We start from the raw sequence: 15,723 nt of genomic DNA, 5'->3' as shown, positions 1-15,723 counted from the left end.
GGTAACGGGATGAGCATCATGAATTTAAGCAGTTCGCGCATGATCCAGCATTCGCTACCGCGTCGCCTGCTGCACAACCATTCGGGCGTGGTGAGCATTGCGCTGTTTTTCATCTTTTGCTGCGTGGTGTTTTCGCTGATCACCAGCAACTTTCTCTCCAGCACCAACTGGCTGAACATCATTCGCCAAAGCGCCCCGCTGCTGATCGTTGCCACCGCGATGACGCTGGTGATCACCACCGGCGGCATTGATTTGTCGGTGGGTTCGACGCTGGCGCTGGTGGGCGCGCTTTCGGCTATCGCGCTGAATAACTGGGGATTGCCGTGGCCGGTGGTGTTAATTGGCGGGCTGCTGCTGGGCGGATTGGTCGGCGCCATCAATGGCTTCTTTATCGCCTTTGAGGGGATTCCGGCGTTTATCGTCACCTTAGCTACGTTAGCCGTAGTACGCGGGATTGCGCTGCTGGTTACTCAGGGTTACTCGATTCCGATTCCGGCCGACAGCTTGTTTACCTTTATGGGCCGCGCGTGGGTACTGGGCATCCCGATGCCAGCGCTGATTGGCATTGTGGTGCTGTTTGCCGGGCATATTGTGCTTAACCACATGCGCTTTGGTCGCTACGTGACGGCGATTGGTTCGAATGCCGAAGGCGCGCGCCGCAGCGGCATCAATACCAAAGCGGTCACCATGAAAGTCTACATTATCAGCGGCATGGCGGCGGCGCTGGCTGGGATGATCATCACCGCGCGTCTCGGCAGCGGCTCATCCAATCAGGGCGAAGGCTTTGAGTTGCAGGTGATCGCCGCCGTGGTGCTCGGCAGCACCAGCTTATTTGGTGGCTTCGGCACCATTATCGGCACGCTGCTGGGCGCGCTGTCGATTGCGATTATCCAGAACGGGCTGATCCTGTCGCACATCTCGCCGTTCTATACGCAAATTGCTACCGGCACCATCATTCTGCTCGCCATCTGGCTCAACACCCGCATTCTCAATCCCACCCGTGCACCGGCAAAAGGATAGCTGATGAAAGGATCAATTTTTCGCCACGCGGATCCGTTACCGCTCGGTGTGAGCAGTGGACATGTGATGACGGTGTTGGGGCCGCTGCCGCTGGCCGAGATGGGCGTCACCTTGATGCACGAACACATTCTGCTGGATGCTTCCGGCAAATGGGTGCCGCCCTGCTGTTGCAGCGATCGTCATATCGCTGAGATGCCGGTCAAAATGGAGAACCTCGGCGAACTCAACATGAATCCGTTGATGAGCCGCGATAACTGCCAGCTGTTTGATGTCGACATGGCGATCGACGAGTTGATGAAGTACCGCGCGCTGGGCGGCGAAACCATCGTCGATCCCACTAATATCGGCATTGGCCGCGATCCCAGAGGGCTGCAACGTATTGCACGCTTAACAGGACTTAACATCGTGATGGGCACTGGTTTATATCTGGAGCCGTCGCACCCGGAATGGGTGAAGAGCATTAGCGTTGAGCAACTCAGCGAGAAGCTGATTTTTGACCTTGGCGGCGCAGCGGAGAAACCCGAGGTGATTGCCGGATTGATCGGCGAGATCGGTATCTCCAGCCGCTTTACCGCCGATGAAGAGAAGTCGCTGCGCGCCGCCGGGCGCGCCAGTGCGGCGACCGGCGTGCCGATTCAGGTGCATCTGCCGGGTTGGGAACGTTTAGGCCACAAAGTGCTGGATATTCTGCAACAGGAAGGCGCCGATTTGCGTCACACCGTGCTGTGCCATATGAATCCCAGCTTCGCCGATAAAAGCTATCAGCGCGAACTGGCCGATCGCGGCGTGTTCCTGGAATACGACATGATCGGCATGAGCTATTACTACGCCGATGAATCCGCGCAATCGCCTTCCGATGAAGAGAACGCCCGCGCCATCTGCGAACTGATTGATGACGGCTACATCCAGCAAATTTTGTTGTCGCAGGATGTGTTCCTGAAAACCATGCTGACGCGCTTTGGCGGCCACGGTTATGGCTACATACTCAAACATTTTGTCCCGCGCCTGAAACGTCACGGCGTCAGCGGCGAACAACTCGAAACCTTAATGATTGCTAACCCGCAGCGCGTATTTGGCGGGTAAAAGGGAAAATATCATGCAGAAACAAGTCTTGCTGGTGGGCGAATCCTGGACCAGCACCTCGAACCACATTAAAGGCTTTGACCAGTTCTCGACCGCCACCTGGCACAGCGGTGCCAGCGATTTTATCGCGGCGCTGAAAGATAGCGAGTACGCCATTACCCACATGCCTGCGCATGCTGCCGCCACGGATTTCCCACTGACGCTGGAAGGGCTGCAAAAATGGGATGTGATTATCCTGTCGGATATCGGTGCCAATACGCTGCTGCTGCATCCCGATACCTGGCTGAAAAGCCGTCGCACTGCTAATCGACTGGCATTAATCCACGATTACGTTGCCGCAGGCGGCAGCCTGATGATGATTGGCGGTTACTTCAGTTTTCAGGGCATCAATGGCGGCGCGCGCTTCCGTAATACGCTGGTGGAAAAAGTGTTGCCGGTGCGCTGCCTCGCCTGGGATGACCGCATTGAAACGCCGGAAGGTTCCACGCTAGAAAAGACACAATCGCACGCGCTGTTCGAAAACATCTCCGGCGAATGGCCGTGGATGCTCGGTTACAACGAAGTGGAGATGCAGCCCGAAGGTACGCTGCTGGCGACCGTCGCCGGGACATCGCATCCTTTATTAGCGGTACGGGAATATCAGCAAGGCCGTTCGCTGGTGTGGACCAGCGATATGTCGGCGCACTGGCTGCCGGAAGAGTTTACCCAATGGTCCGGCTATCGCCAGTTGTGGATTAACTGCTTCGACTGGCTGACGGAGCGCGCCTGATGCAGCCCGCGTCACTGGCCCTCGCGCAGCGGTTGCTCGGCTTCGACACCATTAATCCGCCGGGCAACGAAGCCGCCTGTATGGCGTTTTTTGCCGCATGGCTCAGCGAGCAGGGTTTTGAGGTGCAGCTCTCTTCGTTTGGCGAAGGTCGCAGCAATCTGGTGGCGCAAATGCGCGGCAGCGCGCCGGGTAAACCGCTGGCGTTTACCGGCCATCTCGATACCGTGCCGCTTGGTAACCAGCCGTGGCAGCACGATCCTTTTGGTTCAGAAGTGGCAGATGATCGGCTTTATGGGCGCGGTTCGAGTGACATGAAAGCGGCCATAGCCGCTTTTGCCCTCGCCTGCATCGAGCAACAGCAGGCGATTCTCGCCGGGCGCGGCGTGGTGATGTTGATTACCGGCGGTGAAGAGACCGGCTGCGATGGCGCGCAGGCGCTGATTGCAGCCGGCAGGTTACCGGAAATTGGGGCGCTGATCGTTGGCGAACCAACAGCAAATTATCCGGTGATTGGTCACAAAGGCGCTCTGTGGCTGCGCTGCGAGACGCGCGGGAAAACCGCGCACGGCGCGATGCCAGAGCTGGGCATTAACGCCATTTATCTTGCCGCCGACGCGTTAGGCAAAATCCGCCACTTCTCGCCCGGCGCGCCGCATCCTTTAATGAAGCAACCGACGCTGAACGTTGGGCGAATTCAGGGTGGCCTGAATATTAATTCGGTACCGGATCGCACGGCATTTGATGTCGATATCCGCAGCGCGCCAAACCTGCAACACGCCACCATTCGCCAGCAGTTAGGCGAATTGCTGGGCGAAGAGGTGCACGTTACTACCTTGGTTGATCTGCCTGCGGTATTGAGTTCCGAAGAGAATCGGTGGATTCAGTCGGTTTATCATCATTGTCAGGCGTTTTTTGAGCAGCCATTAGAGGCGCGCGTGGTGCCGTACTTTACCGATGCCTCGTTGCTGCTGCCGGCGCTGGGCCATCCGCCGTGCATTATTTTAGGTCCGGGCGAACCGACGATGGCACATCAAACCGATGAGTATTGTCTGGTGAGTAAGCTGGGTGAAGCCGAGCAGTTGTATGGGCAGATTATTGCGGAGTGGATGAAGGTTTAGCAAAGGTCGCCATAAATGGCGACCCTACGAAAATCTCGACAATCGCGTGTAGGGTCGCCATTCATGGCGACCGCTGAAAATGCTGGATGCGCATTACGCGCACCCAGCATTTTCATCAGAAACGATAAGTCGCCGAGACTGAGAAGTTACGTGGCTCGCCGTAAACGATGCCGCCGCTACCGACGTTGGAGTCATACTCTTTGTCGAACAGGTTGTTGATGTTGGCCTGCAGCGAGACATTTTTAGTGACATCGTAACGTGCGAACAGATCAACCAGCGAGTAGCTGCCCTGACGTGCGCGCCAGGTGCCATTGCCTTCCGGACCGGTAATATCGGTGTAAGTCTTCGACTGCCAGGTTACGCCACCGCCAAGGGTCAGCTCATCCAGCATTGGCAAACGATAGCTGGTAAACAAGTTGAACGAGGTGCGCGGCAGCTGAGAATTGTAATTCTCACCTTCGCGATCTTCTGCTACGTAGCTGGTGCCACCAAAGGTCATCTGCCAGTTATCGGTCAGCGCACCATTCACTTCGAACTCTACGCCACGGCTGACAACGCCATTTTTACCTTCGTAGACGGTAATATTATTGATCGTCTCACCGGTCGCTTCGCCGACGTTATCCAGTTCGGTGCGGAACACAGAAATAGACGTGGTCAGGCGGCTATTAAACCAATCTGATTTCACACCCGCTTCATAGTTCTTGCCAATCACCGGCGCCAGGAAGGCTCCAGACGCATCCTGATAATCCTGTGGCTGGAATACCGATGTGTAACTGGCATAGGCTGACCAGTTGTCATAGAAGTCCCAAATCACACCACCGTAAGGCGTGATGTTGTTCTTCTCCATCTCTTCGGTCAGCGTCTGACGATTCCAGTTGGTGTAGCGCGCGCCCAGAATCACATGCAGTGGATCGGCCAGCGAGATGCGCGTTGCCAGATAGGCAGATTTCTGACGCACCAGTTGCGTATCCGAAGCCGGTTCACGTGGGTTCCAGTCGGATTCCGGGAAATTACCGTTGTAATCATAGAAGTTGCCCAGCTGTGCCGGGGAGATGTTGGTCCAGGCGCTATAATATTTATTATCCTGACGGCTGTAATTCACGCCGAACATCAGCTCATGCTGACGGCCAAACATCTCGTAAGGACCGCTGGCGAAGGCATCCACCGCATCCACTTTACGCTTGCCGGTGTTGTAGCCTGTGCCGCCAACCGCGTCATAGTTATAAAACGCCGGATACTGATTGACCGCAATGCCGGTGTCTTTATTGATATAGCCATCGATATACAGCTGCTTACTGTCGAGGAACATTTCATTGTGCGTGCCGTTAAGCGTGACGTTCCAGCCGTTATCAAAGTTCTGCTGCAGGTTAACAAAGACTTTTTTGTTTTCTTTGTTGTTGTAAGCCCAATCTGGCGCGGTGTTGTAACCACGACGAAGCTTGACTTGTGAACCGTCGGTATACCAGCGCGGCGAACCGCCCCACATGGTTGAATCGGTATTCACCTGCGAGAACTCATAGCCAACGGATAATTTGGTGGAGTCAGTCAGGTCGGCATCAACCACGCCATAGACGAATTTTTTATCTGCGCCGTAGCGTTCGATGAAGCTGTTTCTATCTTCATAACCCGCCACCAGGCGACCACGCACGTTACCTTCGGCGGACAGCGGCGCAGAGAGATCGGCAACATAACGCTGTTTGTTCCAGCTGCCATAGCTGGCTGAAACGCTGCCGGTGAACTCTTTGCTATCAGCGTGTTTACGCACCATGTTGATCGAAGCAGATGGGTTGCCTGGGCCAGTCAGCAAGCCGGTAGCACCGCGCACCACTTCAACGCGCTCATACAGCGCCATATCGCTCTGCGCATCGCCAAGGTTCCAGCGTGAGGCGAAGGCGGTGGGGATGCCATCGGTCATATAGTTGTCGATCAGGAAACCGCGCGAATAGTAGTTGGTACGATCCATATCGCCCGAGACGCCGTGAATGCCGGTGGTGTTTGCCAGCACATCGTTCAGCGATTGCAGCTGCTGGTCTTCCATACGCTGTTTGCTGACGATCGAAACCGATTGCGGAATATCGCGCGCGGTGAGCGCCATTTTGGTCCCGGCACGCGTCACCGGTACGCTGTAATCCTGTGCCGCCTGCTGTTGCTGATCGGCATTAGCGCTGGCATCAACGTTCAGCGTCTGTTCGGTGTTGGTGGTCTCTGCTGCCTGCGCGATACCCGACGCAACCATCATAGCCAGTAAAGAGAGACGCAACGCGCGCTGAGGCGCATTGCCGGGTTTCCTGACGCGCAAATCTTCGAAAGACATACAATTCCTCAATCAACTTTTCGTTATTTTTTTGGGGCACCGCTGCTGACGTCTGAAAGAGGAACGACAGTAAGGAAGCCGTTAAGAAAGCAAATGAGAAATATACGCATTAAGGTTTACAATGCAAGAAATTGTTACCGGTTTACTGACACTTTTACACTTGGTGAAACGCCTTATTCTTCAACGAGTAATAGTTGATAAGCGTTATTTTCAGGAAGGTTCATGCAAGGATTTTCGTCAAATATGTGAAATTGAACAGATTCCAGCACACATACGATTTGTAGGGTCGCCATTCATGGCGACCTTCACATACAACGCATTAAAACGCTGAATAATGCAGCAACTATTATTCCCATTACTCAAAAATATTACGTGAATAAGCCAAAAGGATTGGATAAACCTCAGCCAATATAAAGAAATATCTGATCATCCGAATATTTTCCGGACAATTCTGTCTACGACAGATTATTTTAATTTGGCAAAAAATCTCGTAGAATGCTCCCCTTTACACCAGTCAAATAAGTAATAAGGATTTATTCATGAGCGATGCACTTAACGCATTGAACAATCTTCGCACGCTGCGTGCCGAAGCACGTAATATTGAGGTCGCAGCATTAGAAGAGATGCTGGAAAAATTCGCCGTGGTAGTCGCAGAACGCCGTGAAGAAGCGGAAGCAGAAACTGCAGCCCAGCGCGAAAAAGAAGAAAAACTGGCGCTGTATAAAGAGATGTTGTTGAAAGACGGCATTGATATTAGTGACCTGGCGCAATTAAATACTCAGGAAAATAAACCTAAGTCGAAACGCGCCCCGCGTCCTGCCAAGTATAAGTTCATCGACGAACAGGGTAACGAGAAATTGTGGACCGGCCAGGGCCGCACGCCTTCACCGATTAAAGCCGCACTGGAAGCTGGCGGTTCAATGGATGATTTCCTGATTTAATCGGCAGCATGCATTACCAAGTGTGAACAAAAAAACGCAGCACAAGTGCTGCGTTTTCTACTTATTACTTCTGAGCGTTAATCTGTTTGATATACGCTTTTAAAACGTCGTAGACATAATCCTGGCAAGCGATACCGGTTTGCGCATCATACTTACCGTCATTGGTGATGTTGTTAGATAACACACGAATACCGATAAACGGGATATTAAACAGCGATGAGATCTGCGCAGCCGACGCGGTTTCCATCTCCTCAACGGAGGTGTTGAAGTTCTCATGGAAGAAGCGAATACGGTCCAATTCGCTGTTCCACACATCAGCCGATCCAATCACGCCTTCAACCACTTTGCCTTTGGTATAAGCCGGCATCGCCTGCTCGGCCGCTTTCATCAGCTGCGCATCGGCGGCAAACTGACGAATGCTGTGGGCATTTTTATCTTCACCCGCGCTGCCTTTTGAGGCCATCAAATCCATCGGTTTCCACTCAACGGAATTACTGCCCGTACCTTGCAGCTTATGTGGCGTTTTAAACGCGCCGAGGTTGACCGAATATTTGCCCACGACGATGTCATAGACATGTAATGCCGGATCGTGACCGCCTGCAGTGCCCTGATTAATGATGGCTTTCGGTTTGAATTCCACTGCTGCAATCGAGGTTGCCGCCGCGACATTTGACATGCCTTTCAGCGTTTCAGAAACAATCACCGGATAACCGTCAACCGTGCCCTGCCAGAAACGCCATTCGCCAATCTGGCGCTCTTTAGCGTTTTCCAGTTTGGCGGCGAAATGCTCGGCTTCAACCGGCATCGCGCCCTGAATAATGATCGGTGCCTGAGAAGTTTCTGTATTTGCCATGACTTGCAGCGGCGCGAAAATAGCCAGGCCGCTAATCAAAGCGGTATTGAGATTCAAAGATAATTTAGACATGAAATAATAACCGGAAATAATGAAAAAACTCATTATGCGGGATGAAGGGCGTGTTGGAAAGTTGTTAATTTACTCTGGAAGTTATTGCGATAAGACGCCAGATAAAACCTAAGAATTATCTGGCGAATCTAGCAGGAATTAGCTTAATGCCGCACAGGCCTGCGCAATTCTGCGGCCCGCTTCACGCACCGTTGCAATATCAGTGGCAATTGATAAGCGGAAATAAGGCGATAAGCCGTACGCACTGCCCGCCACGCCCGATACACCGCTCTCCAGCAGATAATTCATCACATCTTGCTCGCTTTCGATCTTCTGGCCATCGGGACGCGTTTTGCCCAATAAACCGGCGCAGCGGCAGAAAATAAAGAATGCGCCATCTGGATTGAGCACGTCAATTTCCTGCACCGGCTTTAAGAACGTCATAATCGCATCGCGGCGATCCTGATAAGCCGTGCGTTGCGGCGGCAGGAAGTCGAGTCCACCGTTATACGCCGCCACCGCCGCAGCCTGGCTTATCGCGCTGGCACCGGAACTGTTTTGCGACTGCACCACCACCATCGCATCGATCAAGGCTTTTGGCCCGGCACCAAAGCCAATGCGCCAGCCGGTCATGGCGTAGGTTTTCGACACGCCGCCCACCAGCAGAATGCGCTCGGCTAAATCCGGCGCGACGTGCAGCAGGCTGACGTGTTCACGGCCATCAAACAGAATATGTTCGTAGAGTTCATCCAACATAATCAGCACATCAGGATGATCGCGTAGCACCGTCGCCAGCTCGGTCAGCTCATCAGCGCTGTACACCATGCCGGAAGGATTGCCGGGATTGTTCAGCACCAGCCAGCGGGTTTTGCTGGTGATTGCCTGCGCCAGCTGCTGCGGCTGCAACTTGTATTCCTGCTCAAGCGGACACTCAAGCAGCACCGCTTCGCCGCCGTTGAAACGTACGCTATCCGGGAAGGTCGGCCAGTACGGCACCGGCACAATCACCTCATCGCCCTCATTCAGCGTGGCAGCAAAGGCGTTGAAGATAATCTGCTTGGCGCCGTTAGCGATGCAGATTTGCCCCAGCTCATAATCGAGTTGGTTTTCATTCTTCAGCTTGGCTACCACCGCTTTGCGCAGCGGCGTGGTGCCGTTGGTTGGCGTGTAACGCGTTTCACCGGCTTCCATCGCCGCCACCGCCGCCTGACGAATGTGCTGTGGCGTATCAAAATCTGGCTCACCGGTGGTGAGATCGAGAATATCGACGCCCTGCTCTTTTAGCTGGCGCGTCAATTGACGTGCCGCAGCATTGGCAGAGAGCGACACGGACTGCACACGCTTGGATAAGGTGACCATGTTGAGCTCCTGAATTGTTTACGCCACCGGCAAGCCGAGGTTTTCACGCAGCGTGCTGAACTCGTAATCATCACGGAACAGGCCGCGACGGCGCAGTTCCGGGATCACCAGTTCAACAAACAGATCCAGCTGCTCGGACATAATCGCTGGCATGATGTTGAAGCCATCCGCGCCGCCCTCGTTCAGCCACAGCTCGAAATCATCGGCGATATCTTCAGCGGTACCGACAATAACGCGATGTCCGCGTGAACCGGCCGCCACTGCCGCCAGCTCGCGCAGCGTCAGATTTTCGCGCTTCGCCATGTCGGTCATCAGTTTGACGCGGCTCTGGTTACCTTCGCCCAGCGGCACTTCTGGCACCGGACCATCCAGCGGGAACTGGCTGAGATCCATGCTGAAACGCAGCGACAGCTGACGCAGACCGTTTTCGATATCCACCAGCGTGTTGAGCTCTTTCCACAGCGCTTTGGCTTCTTCACGTGTGCGGCCAACAATTGGCATCACGCCCGGCATAATCACCACGTGATCCGGATTACGACCGGCGGCAATCACCTGATCTTTCTGCGAACGGTAGAAGGTTTGCGCTTCTTCGAGGCTGGCCGCAGCGGTGAAGATCACTTCTGCGGTTTCCGCCGCCAGTTTCTGGCCATCGGCGGACGAACCGGCTTCGATGATCACCGGACGACCTTGCGGTGAGCGGGTGATGTTCAGTGGACCTTGCACCTGGAAGTGCTCGCCCTGGTGGTTAATCGGCTGGATTTTGTCATCAACAAAGTACGCGCCGGTCTCTTTATTCGGCTGCACCGCGCCCTCTTCCCAGCCGGCCCACAGTTTTTCCGCTACTTCGAGGAATTCACGCGCACGCGCATAACGCTCGGCGTGGTTCGGCATGTCGTTGCGGCTAAAGTTGCGTGCCACATCGGCGGAGAACGAGGTCACCACGTTCCACGCGGCACGACCACGGCTGATATGGTCCAGCGAAGAGAAGCTGCGTGCCATGGTGAACGGGTCGCTGAAGGTGGTGGACGCGGTGGCCGCCAGACCGATGCGTTTGGTGTTGACCGCCAGCGCCGACAGCATGGTCAGCGGCTCAAGGCGCGCCATGGTCGATGGCAGGCGATACATGCTGGTGGCCAGCGCATCGCCAACGAAGAACAGATCGAATTTACCGGCTTCGGCTTTTTTGGCGATGGTGATCAGCCAGTCAATATCGGTCGGATCGCCGAGCTTTTCCGTCAGTCGCCAGCCGCTGACATGTTGTCCTACCGGCTGCACGAAAAGGCCTAAACGGATGCGGCGTTGTTGTTGTGAGTTAGCCATTATTTTGTCCTGGTCAATAAAAAGTGGTGCGATTTAAAACGTGTTCTCGGTCGCCAGCAGCGCCTGTTCCAGCGCATCAGCAGAGATGCGGAATGCCAGACGTTCGGCGCTAGCCGCCGGGAATTTGATTTGTTCTGCGATGGTGCGGATCGTCGCCGCGCGGTCGCCAGTTAACGGCGCCAAGGTCAGCGGCATGTCGTACTCACGCAGCAGCGCCAGCAGATCGGCATCCGGCACGCCGTTATGCTCAATCAGCGATTGCACCAGCAGGCTGTAACCTACTTTTTCGCCGTGCAGCCATTTATGCAGCTCCGGCTGATGCGTCAGACGATTGTGGATGGCGTGGGCAAAACCCGGCGTGGGCAGCACATCGCGCACGCTGTTGGCTAATCCGGCCAACACGATATTGGCATCGATGATTTTCACCAGTTCCGGCGTGACAATCTGCTGTTCGTTAGCGGCAACCGCCGCTGCACCCAGATCGCGATAGAGATCCAATGCGCGTTTGGCGGTCATTACTTTGAGATCCAGCGCCAGATCGTTGGGATTGTTACGCTGGTAAGGGTAGAACTCGTAATATTTTGCCAGCGCATCAACGATGCCGGCCTTCAGATAGCGCACATCGCTGCGCGCGATAATCTCGCTATCCACCAGCACCAAATCCGGCATTTTACCCAGCGGCTGGCTGCGCACATGGCCGCCCTGCTCATTGTAAACAATCGCCACCGGCGACCAGGCCGCGCAGGTCGCCGCAACCGTGGCGAAGTTGATTACTTTGAGGTCGGGCAGTTGGCTGCCAACCGCTTTCGCCGCATCCAGCACGCGTCCGCCGCCGACCGCAAACAGCAGTTCAGCGCCCTGCTGTTCGACATTTTTCTTCAGGGTTTCAATCGCGGCATCGGTGCATTCACCGGTCAGATACTCTATTTCCCAGCGAATAGCATTGGCTTCAAGGCTCTGAGTTAATTCCGGATTTACCGCCTGCCAGGCGCGAGGAGAAGTAAAGATGCGAATATGGGAAGCGTAAGGTTTGATAAATTCACCGGCGCGCGCACGCAAACCGGATTCATGTGCATATGCACGCGGAGATTTGATCGCTAACACGGCGTCACCCTGATTAAGAATAAGGCTATAACGGATTAAATTAAGATAATTCAGAGGGTTAATACAGAATAGTTATAGCGCTATGTATTTTCTGCATACTACGGTAAATAACGATTTAAGCAATGCAAAAGCGGCGATTTCATTTTCACAAATTCGCATTAGCTTAGTTATTTTTCACATATAGCGGGGAATGGCTTTGCTGGTAATCTGCTCTCTTTTATATGGACGCCTGTAAGGTCACCATAAATGGCGACCCTACAAAAACGCATATTTTTCCGGGGATGTCTATGTCACTTGAATTTCGTCAGGTCAGAGAAGACGAGGTGGAAACCTATCAGGCGCTGATGCATGCCGCGTATGCGCCTACGCTGGCGCTCGGCATCAAGTTTGATGCTGCTACCGCCGACCTTGCCAAAACGTTGCGTCATCTGCAAAACCACGGTGTTTATGCCCTGTATGCCGATGAGGTGATGGTCTCATCCGTTACCGTACGTTATCCGTGGGGACCGCTGCCCGGCCCGTTTGGCCTGCCGCACATCGGCTGGTTTGGCGCGCATCCCGATTATCCCGGCAAGCAATATGGCCGTCAGGTGCAGGATCGCCTCGAGCAGGAGATTCTGCTAGGCCAATTACGCGCGCCTGCGGTGTCGCTCGGCACCGCCACCAGCCATCCATGGCTGATCGAGATGTACAAAAAACGCGGTTTCCAGCTGATGCACACCACCGATCTCGGCAAAGGCCACATCACGCAATATATGAAGAAAGTACTGGATGAAGCCGCCCACGATGCGTGGTTAACACGCCAGGCGGCGCAACAAGGAGTAACAGCATGAGCCAATCACTCGACACCTTAGGCGAAGAGCTGATCGCTTTCCGCCACGAACTGCACCGTTTTCCCGAGCTCTCCAATCAAGAGTTTGAAACCACCGCACGTATTCGTCAGCAATTAGAGCAACACCAGATTCGCGTGCTGGATCTGCCGCTCAAAACCGGTTTAGTCGCTGAAATAGGCCGTGAAAACGGGCCGCTGATGGTGCTACGTTCTGATATCGATGCATTGCCGATTGAAGAGCAGTCAGATGTGAGCTTCCGTTCTGAACGTCCCGGCGTGATGCACGCCTGCGGCCACGACTTCCACAGTTCGGCGGCGCTGGGTGCAGCGATTTTGCTTAAACAGCAAGAAGATACGCTGCCAGGTCGCGTGCGCATTCTGTTCCAGGCTGCGGAAGAGACCGGCCAGGGCGCGCCCGATGTGATCGCTACCGGTGCGCTGGATGACGCGGTGGCTATTTTCGGCATCCACAACGATCCGTCGCTGCCGCCAGGCGTGATTGGCAGCAAAGCCGGTCCGTTAACCGCAGCGGTTGATCGCTTTGACATCAGCATCACCGGCATTGGTAGCCACGCCGCCAAACCGCATCAGGGCAACGATCCGATCGTGATTGCCGCGCAAATTGTCTCGGCGGCGCAAACGCTGATTAGCCGCAATGCGCCATCCGGTGATAATGCGGTGGTCTCGATCACCCAGATTCACAGCGGCAGCACCTGGAACGTGATTCCTGATAGCGCCTGGCTGGAAGGCACGGTGCGCTCCTTCTCGCAGGAAACGCGTGAACGTCTGGAGCAGCGCTTCCGTGAGATCGTGCAAGGTATCGGCGCTGCCTTTGCCGCCGAGGTGAAGTTCAACTGGCATGCAGGCCCGCCTTCGGTGGTGAATGACGCGCACTGGGCCGATTTTGCCTTGCAGCAGGCCAGCGCCAGCGGCTTTGAGGCGCGCGTGGTGGAAGCCAGCCCGATCGGCGAAGACTTCGCGTTCTATCAGCAACAGCTGCCAGGCGCGTTTATGATGATTGGCACCGGCGAGCCTTATGCGCTGCACCATCCGGCGTTCCGCATTAATGATGATGTGCTACTGCCGACGTCGCGCTATCTCGCCAATCTGGCAGTCGCGGCTCTGAAGAGCGTGAGCTGATGAACCTGACTGCCGCGCTGGCTGAGCGCATTGTTCACAGCCAACCTGATGACGTTGCACGTGCTGCGGCGCGCCAAGGCGTGCGTGATTTCCTCGCCGTAAGCTGGCCGGTATTGCAAGGCCAGGTGCCGGATAGCGGTTTACCGGCGCTGCGCAGCGTATATGGTGACGGCAGTGCGCGATCTCACGCGCTGCTGCTCGGTTATGCCAGCCACGCGCTGGATTACGATGATTTTCATGCGGATTTTCGCGGGCATCCCAGCGTGGTGATTCTGCCCGCGCTGTTTGCCTGGCAGCAGGTGCAGCCTTCTGAGCTGGATCATTTTCTTGATGCCTACGCGATTGGCGTCGAAGTCGCCGGACGTTTAGGTCTCGCCGTCAGCCAGCAGCATTACGCCTTAGGTAATCACAATACCGCGACGCTCGGCACGGTTGCCGCCGCCGCCGCGCTGGCGCGGTTGCTGGCTTTAGATGTCTCTGCCACGGCAACGCTGCTCGGCATCGCCACCACGCAGGCCAGCGGTTTACGCGCACAGTTTGGTTCGGCGGTGAAGCCGCTGCACGCCGGGTTTGCAGCTGAACGCGCGGTGACCGCCGCACAACTGACGCTGGCGGGTTTTGATGGCAAGCAGGATGGCGTAATTGAGGCATTCATCTCCGCCACCAGCAACGGCCAGACGCAGCCGGAAAAGCTGATTGAGAACTGGGCGCAGCCGTGGCGTATCGTTACGCCTGGACTGGAGTTCAAACCCTTCCCCACCTGCGCCGGTACGCACAGCGCCGCCGAAGCCACGCGCATCTTGCGCAATGAATGGCTGGCGAGCGGTAAATCACGGGAAAGTTTGCTGGAAAGCATTAGCGAGATTAGCGTGGCGTTTCCGCCGGGCGGCGATATTGCGGCATCGGTGCGCGAACCAACCAACGGCATTGAAGCGCGTTTCAGTCTGGAATACGTCATCGCCGCGATGCTGATTTATGGCGATTTGCGCTTGCAGGATTTTGCCGAAGGCGACTTGAATCAGGAAGTGATGCCGCTGGCGGCCAAAGTACTTCGTATGCCAGATGAAAATGCGCCACCGGATGCGATTAACCCGGCGCTGCGTTTTCATCTGGTGACGATTACGCTACGCGATGGCTCGCAGTTGCAGCATCACCGCACACGTCAGCAATCGCTGGCCGATGCGGTGGATGTGGCAGGTAAGCTGCGTGCTGCACTGCAGCAGGAATCCCCGCAACGCCAGCAACAACTGCTGAACAGCAGCGAGCTGGCTAACAGCGCGCATCTGGCGCAATTAACTCAGTTGCTGGGTTAGAGCGTTTCGACCGGCTCCAGCGCATCCTGAATGGCATCGGCCAGATTTGCGATCTCATTGGCAACCGCCTGCAAATCCCACGATGCCTTTGATCCGCTGGCAGAGGTTGAGGCGCTAACTGACTCTTTTGCCACCGCTAATGCCGCCGCAACCGCAACGGTGCGCTTATGTTGCTCAACCGTTACGCCAATCGCTGGCTGTGTGAAATAGTCGTTGACCATCGTATCTCTCCCTTAAGTGTTAAAAAAATAAATGAATCCTGGAGAGGTATTATGGGGGAATTACAGCAGAGTGCACTCTAAATAGTGAGCCGCCAGCGGCGGCTCGACCCATTTTCAGATTTTAGGTTGCTGATCTTCAGGGAATTCAGTATCGCGGGGTAAATCATCATCTTCGTCGGGTAATGTTTCATCATCACCTGGCAGTGGAATTACATCATCATCTGGACGTTCTGACATAGGTACCTCCGTAAACCCGAAGTGGGTTAATTAAAGTGTAGTGACGAA

At 55.1% G+C, this 15,723-nt stretch carries 15 protein-coding genes; 8 read left to right on the top strand and 7 right to left on the bottom strand.

Going from position 1 to position 15,723, the window contains the following annotated elements; translation table 11 throughout:
• Positions 1 to 18: 18 nt before the first annotated feature.
• From FHW71_RS18665 to FHW71_RS18650, 4 genes are read left to right on the top strand one after another with little or no spacing between them, the layout of a single operon-like run.
• Positions 19 to 1,020 (top strand): ABC transporter permease, encoded by a 1,002-nt coding sequence (locus tag FHW71_RS18665; protein ID WP_179452746.1) that lies wholly within the window; start codon positions 19 to 21, stop codon positions 1,018 to 1,020.
• Between the two features lie 3 nt (positions 1,021 to 1,023).
• On the top strand, positions 1,024 to 2,103 hold the full coding sequence (locus FHW71_RS18660; protein ID WP_179452747.1) for a phosphotriesterase-related protein: 1,080 nt from the start codon (positions 1,024 to 1,026) through the stop codon (positions 2,101 to 2,103).
• A gap of 13 nt (positions 2,104 to 2,116) precedes the next feature.
• Positions 2,117 to 2,872 (top strand): glutamine amidotransferase, encoded by a 756-nt coding sequence (locus FHW71_RS18655; protein ID WP_179452748.1) that lies wholly within the window; start codon positions 2,117 to 2,119, stop codon positions 2,870 to 2,872.
• Positions 2,872 to 3,990 (top strand): M20 family metallopeptidase, encoded by a 1,119-nt coding sequence (locus FHW71_RS18650; protein ID WP_179452749.1) that lies wholly within the window; start codon positions 2,872 to 2,874, stop codon positions 3,988 to 3,990. Before FHW71_RS18655 ends, FHW71_RS18650 begins: the two co-directional genes overlap by 1 nt.
• A 115-nt stretch (positions 3,991 to 4,105) precedes the next feature.
• On the opposite strand, the gene fhuE is transcribed toward FHW71_RS18650, so the two are convergent.
• On the bottom strand, positions 4,106 to 6,304 hold the full coding sequence (fhuE, locus tag FHW71_RS18645) for a ferric-rhodotorulic acid/ferric-coprogen receptor FhuE (protein WP_154194419.1): 2,199 nt from the start codon (positions 6,302 to 6,304) through the stop codon (positions 4,106 to 4,108).
• Between the two features lie 539 nt (positions 6,305 to 6,843).
• Here fhuE and FHW71_RS18640 point away from each other — a divergent pair.
• Positions 6,844 to 7,245, top strand: a complete 402-nt coding sequence (locus FHW71_RS18640) for an H-NS family nucleoid-associated regulatory protein (protein ID WP_008109487.1) — start codon at positions 6,844 to 6,846, stop codon at positions 7,243 to 7,245.
• Positions 7,246 to 7,309: 64 nt separating this feature from the next.
• Here FHW71_RS18640 and FHW71_RS18635 read toward each other — a convergent pair whose 3' ends face one another.
• From FHW71_RS18635 to FHW71_RS18620, 4 genes are all read right to left on the bottom strand, one after another.
• Complete coding sequence (locus tag FHW71_RS18635) at positions 7,310 to 8,170, bottom strand: 5'-methylthioadenosine/S-adenosylhomocysteine nucleosidase (protein WP_179452750.1); 861 nt, start codon at positions 8,168 to 8,170, stop codon at positions 7,310 to 7,312.
• Between the two features lie 138 nt (positions 8,171 to 8,308).
• Entirely contained in the window at positions 8,309 to 9,508 is a 1,200-nt protein-coding gene (locus FHW71_RS18630) for an aminotransferase class I/II-fold pyridoxal phosphate-dependent enzyme (protein WP_179452751.1), read from the bottom strand.
• Positions 9,509 to 9,526: 18 nt separating this feature from the next.
• Positions 9,527 to 10,828, bottom strand: coding sequence for an LLM class flavin-dependent oxidoreductase (locus tag FHW71_RS18625; RefSeq protein ID WP_179452752.1), 1,302 nt, complete (start codon positions 10,826 to 10,828; stop codon positions 9,527 to 9,529).
• A gap of 33 nt (positions 10,829 to 10,861) precedes the next feature.
• Positions 10,862 to 11,932 (bottom strand): iron-containing alcohol dehydrogenase family protein, encoded by a 1,071-nt coding sequence (locus tag FHW71_RS18620; RefSeq protein ID WP_179452753.1) that lies wholly within the window; start codon positions 11,930 to 11,932, stop codon positions 10,862 to 10,864.
• A 287-nt stretch (positions 11,933 to 12,219) separates the two neighbouring features.
• Here FHW71_RS18620 and FHW71_RS18615 point away from each other — a divergent pair, with 287 nt between their 5' ends.
• The 3 genes from FHW71_RS18615 to FHW71_RS18605 are packed head-to-tail and all read left to right on the top strand — an operon-like array spanning position 12,220 to position 15,217.
• Positions 12,220 to 12,765, top strand: a complete 546-nt coding sequence (locus tag FHW71_RS18615) for a GNAT family N-acetyltransferase (protein ID WP_179452754.1) — start codon at positions 12,220 to 12,222, stop codon at positions 12,763 to 12,765.
• Positions 12,762 to 13,904: an amidohydrolase gene (locus FHW71_RS18610; RefSeq protein ID WP_179452755.1), complete on the top strand. Its 1,143-nt coding sequence runs from the start codon at positions 12,762 to 12,764 to the stop codon at positions 13,902 to 13,904. The genes FHW71_RS18615 and FHW71_RS18610 overlap by 4 nt, the downstream gene beginning before the upstream one ends.
• A complete protein-coding gene (locus tag FHW71_RS18605) occupies positions 13,904 to 15,217 on the top strand; it encodes an MmgE/PrpD family protein (protein ID WP_179452756.1) in 1,314 nt (437 codons plus the stop codon). The genes FHW71_RS18610 and FHW71_RS18605 overlap by 1 nt, the downstream gene beginning before the upstream one ends.
• On the opposite strand, the gene FHW71_RS18600 is transcribed toward FHW71_RS18605, so the two are convergent.
• Positions 15,214 to 15,438, bottom strand: a complete 225-nt coding sequence (locus FHW71_RS18600) for a hypothetical protein (protein ID WP_008103158.1) — start codon at positions 15,436 to 15,438, stop codon at positions 15,214 to 15,216. The genes FHW71_RS18605 and FHW71_RS18600 overlap by 4 nt on opposite strands.
• 114 nt (positions 15,439 to 15,552) lie before the next feature.
• Positions 15,553 to 15,675, bottom strand: coding sequence for a hypothetical protein (locus FHW71_RS24075; protein WP_255421536.1), 123 nt, complete (start codon positions 15,673 to 15,675; stop codon positions 15,553 to 15,555).
• Between the last annotated feature and the right edge of the window lie 48 nt (positions 15,676 to 15,723).

Origin of the sequence: Enterobacter sp. Sphag1F (genome assembly GCF_014193275.1) — a bacterium.
GTDB classification, from domain to species: Bacteria; Pseudomonadota; Gammaproteobacteria; order Enterobacterales; family Enterobacteriaceae; genus Pantoea; species Pantoea symbiotica.
The sequence above is the reverse complement of the archived record's forward strand: the minus strand, read 5'-3'. Positions and strand labels throughout refer to the sequence as shown.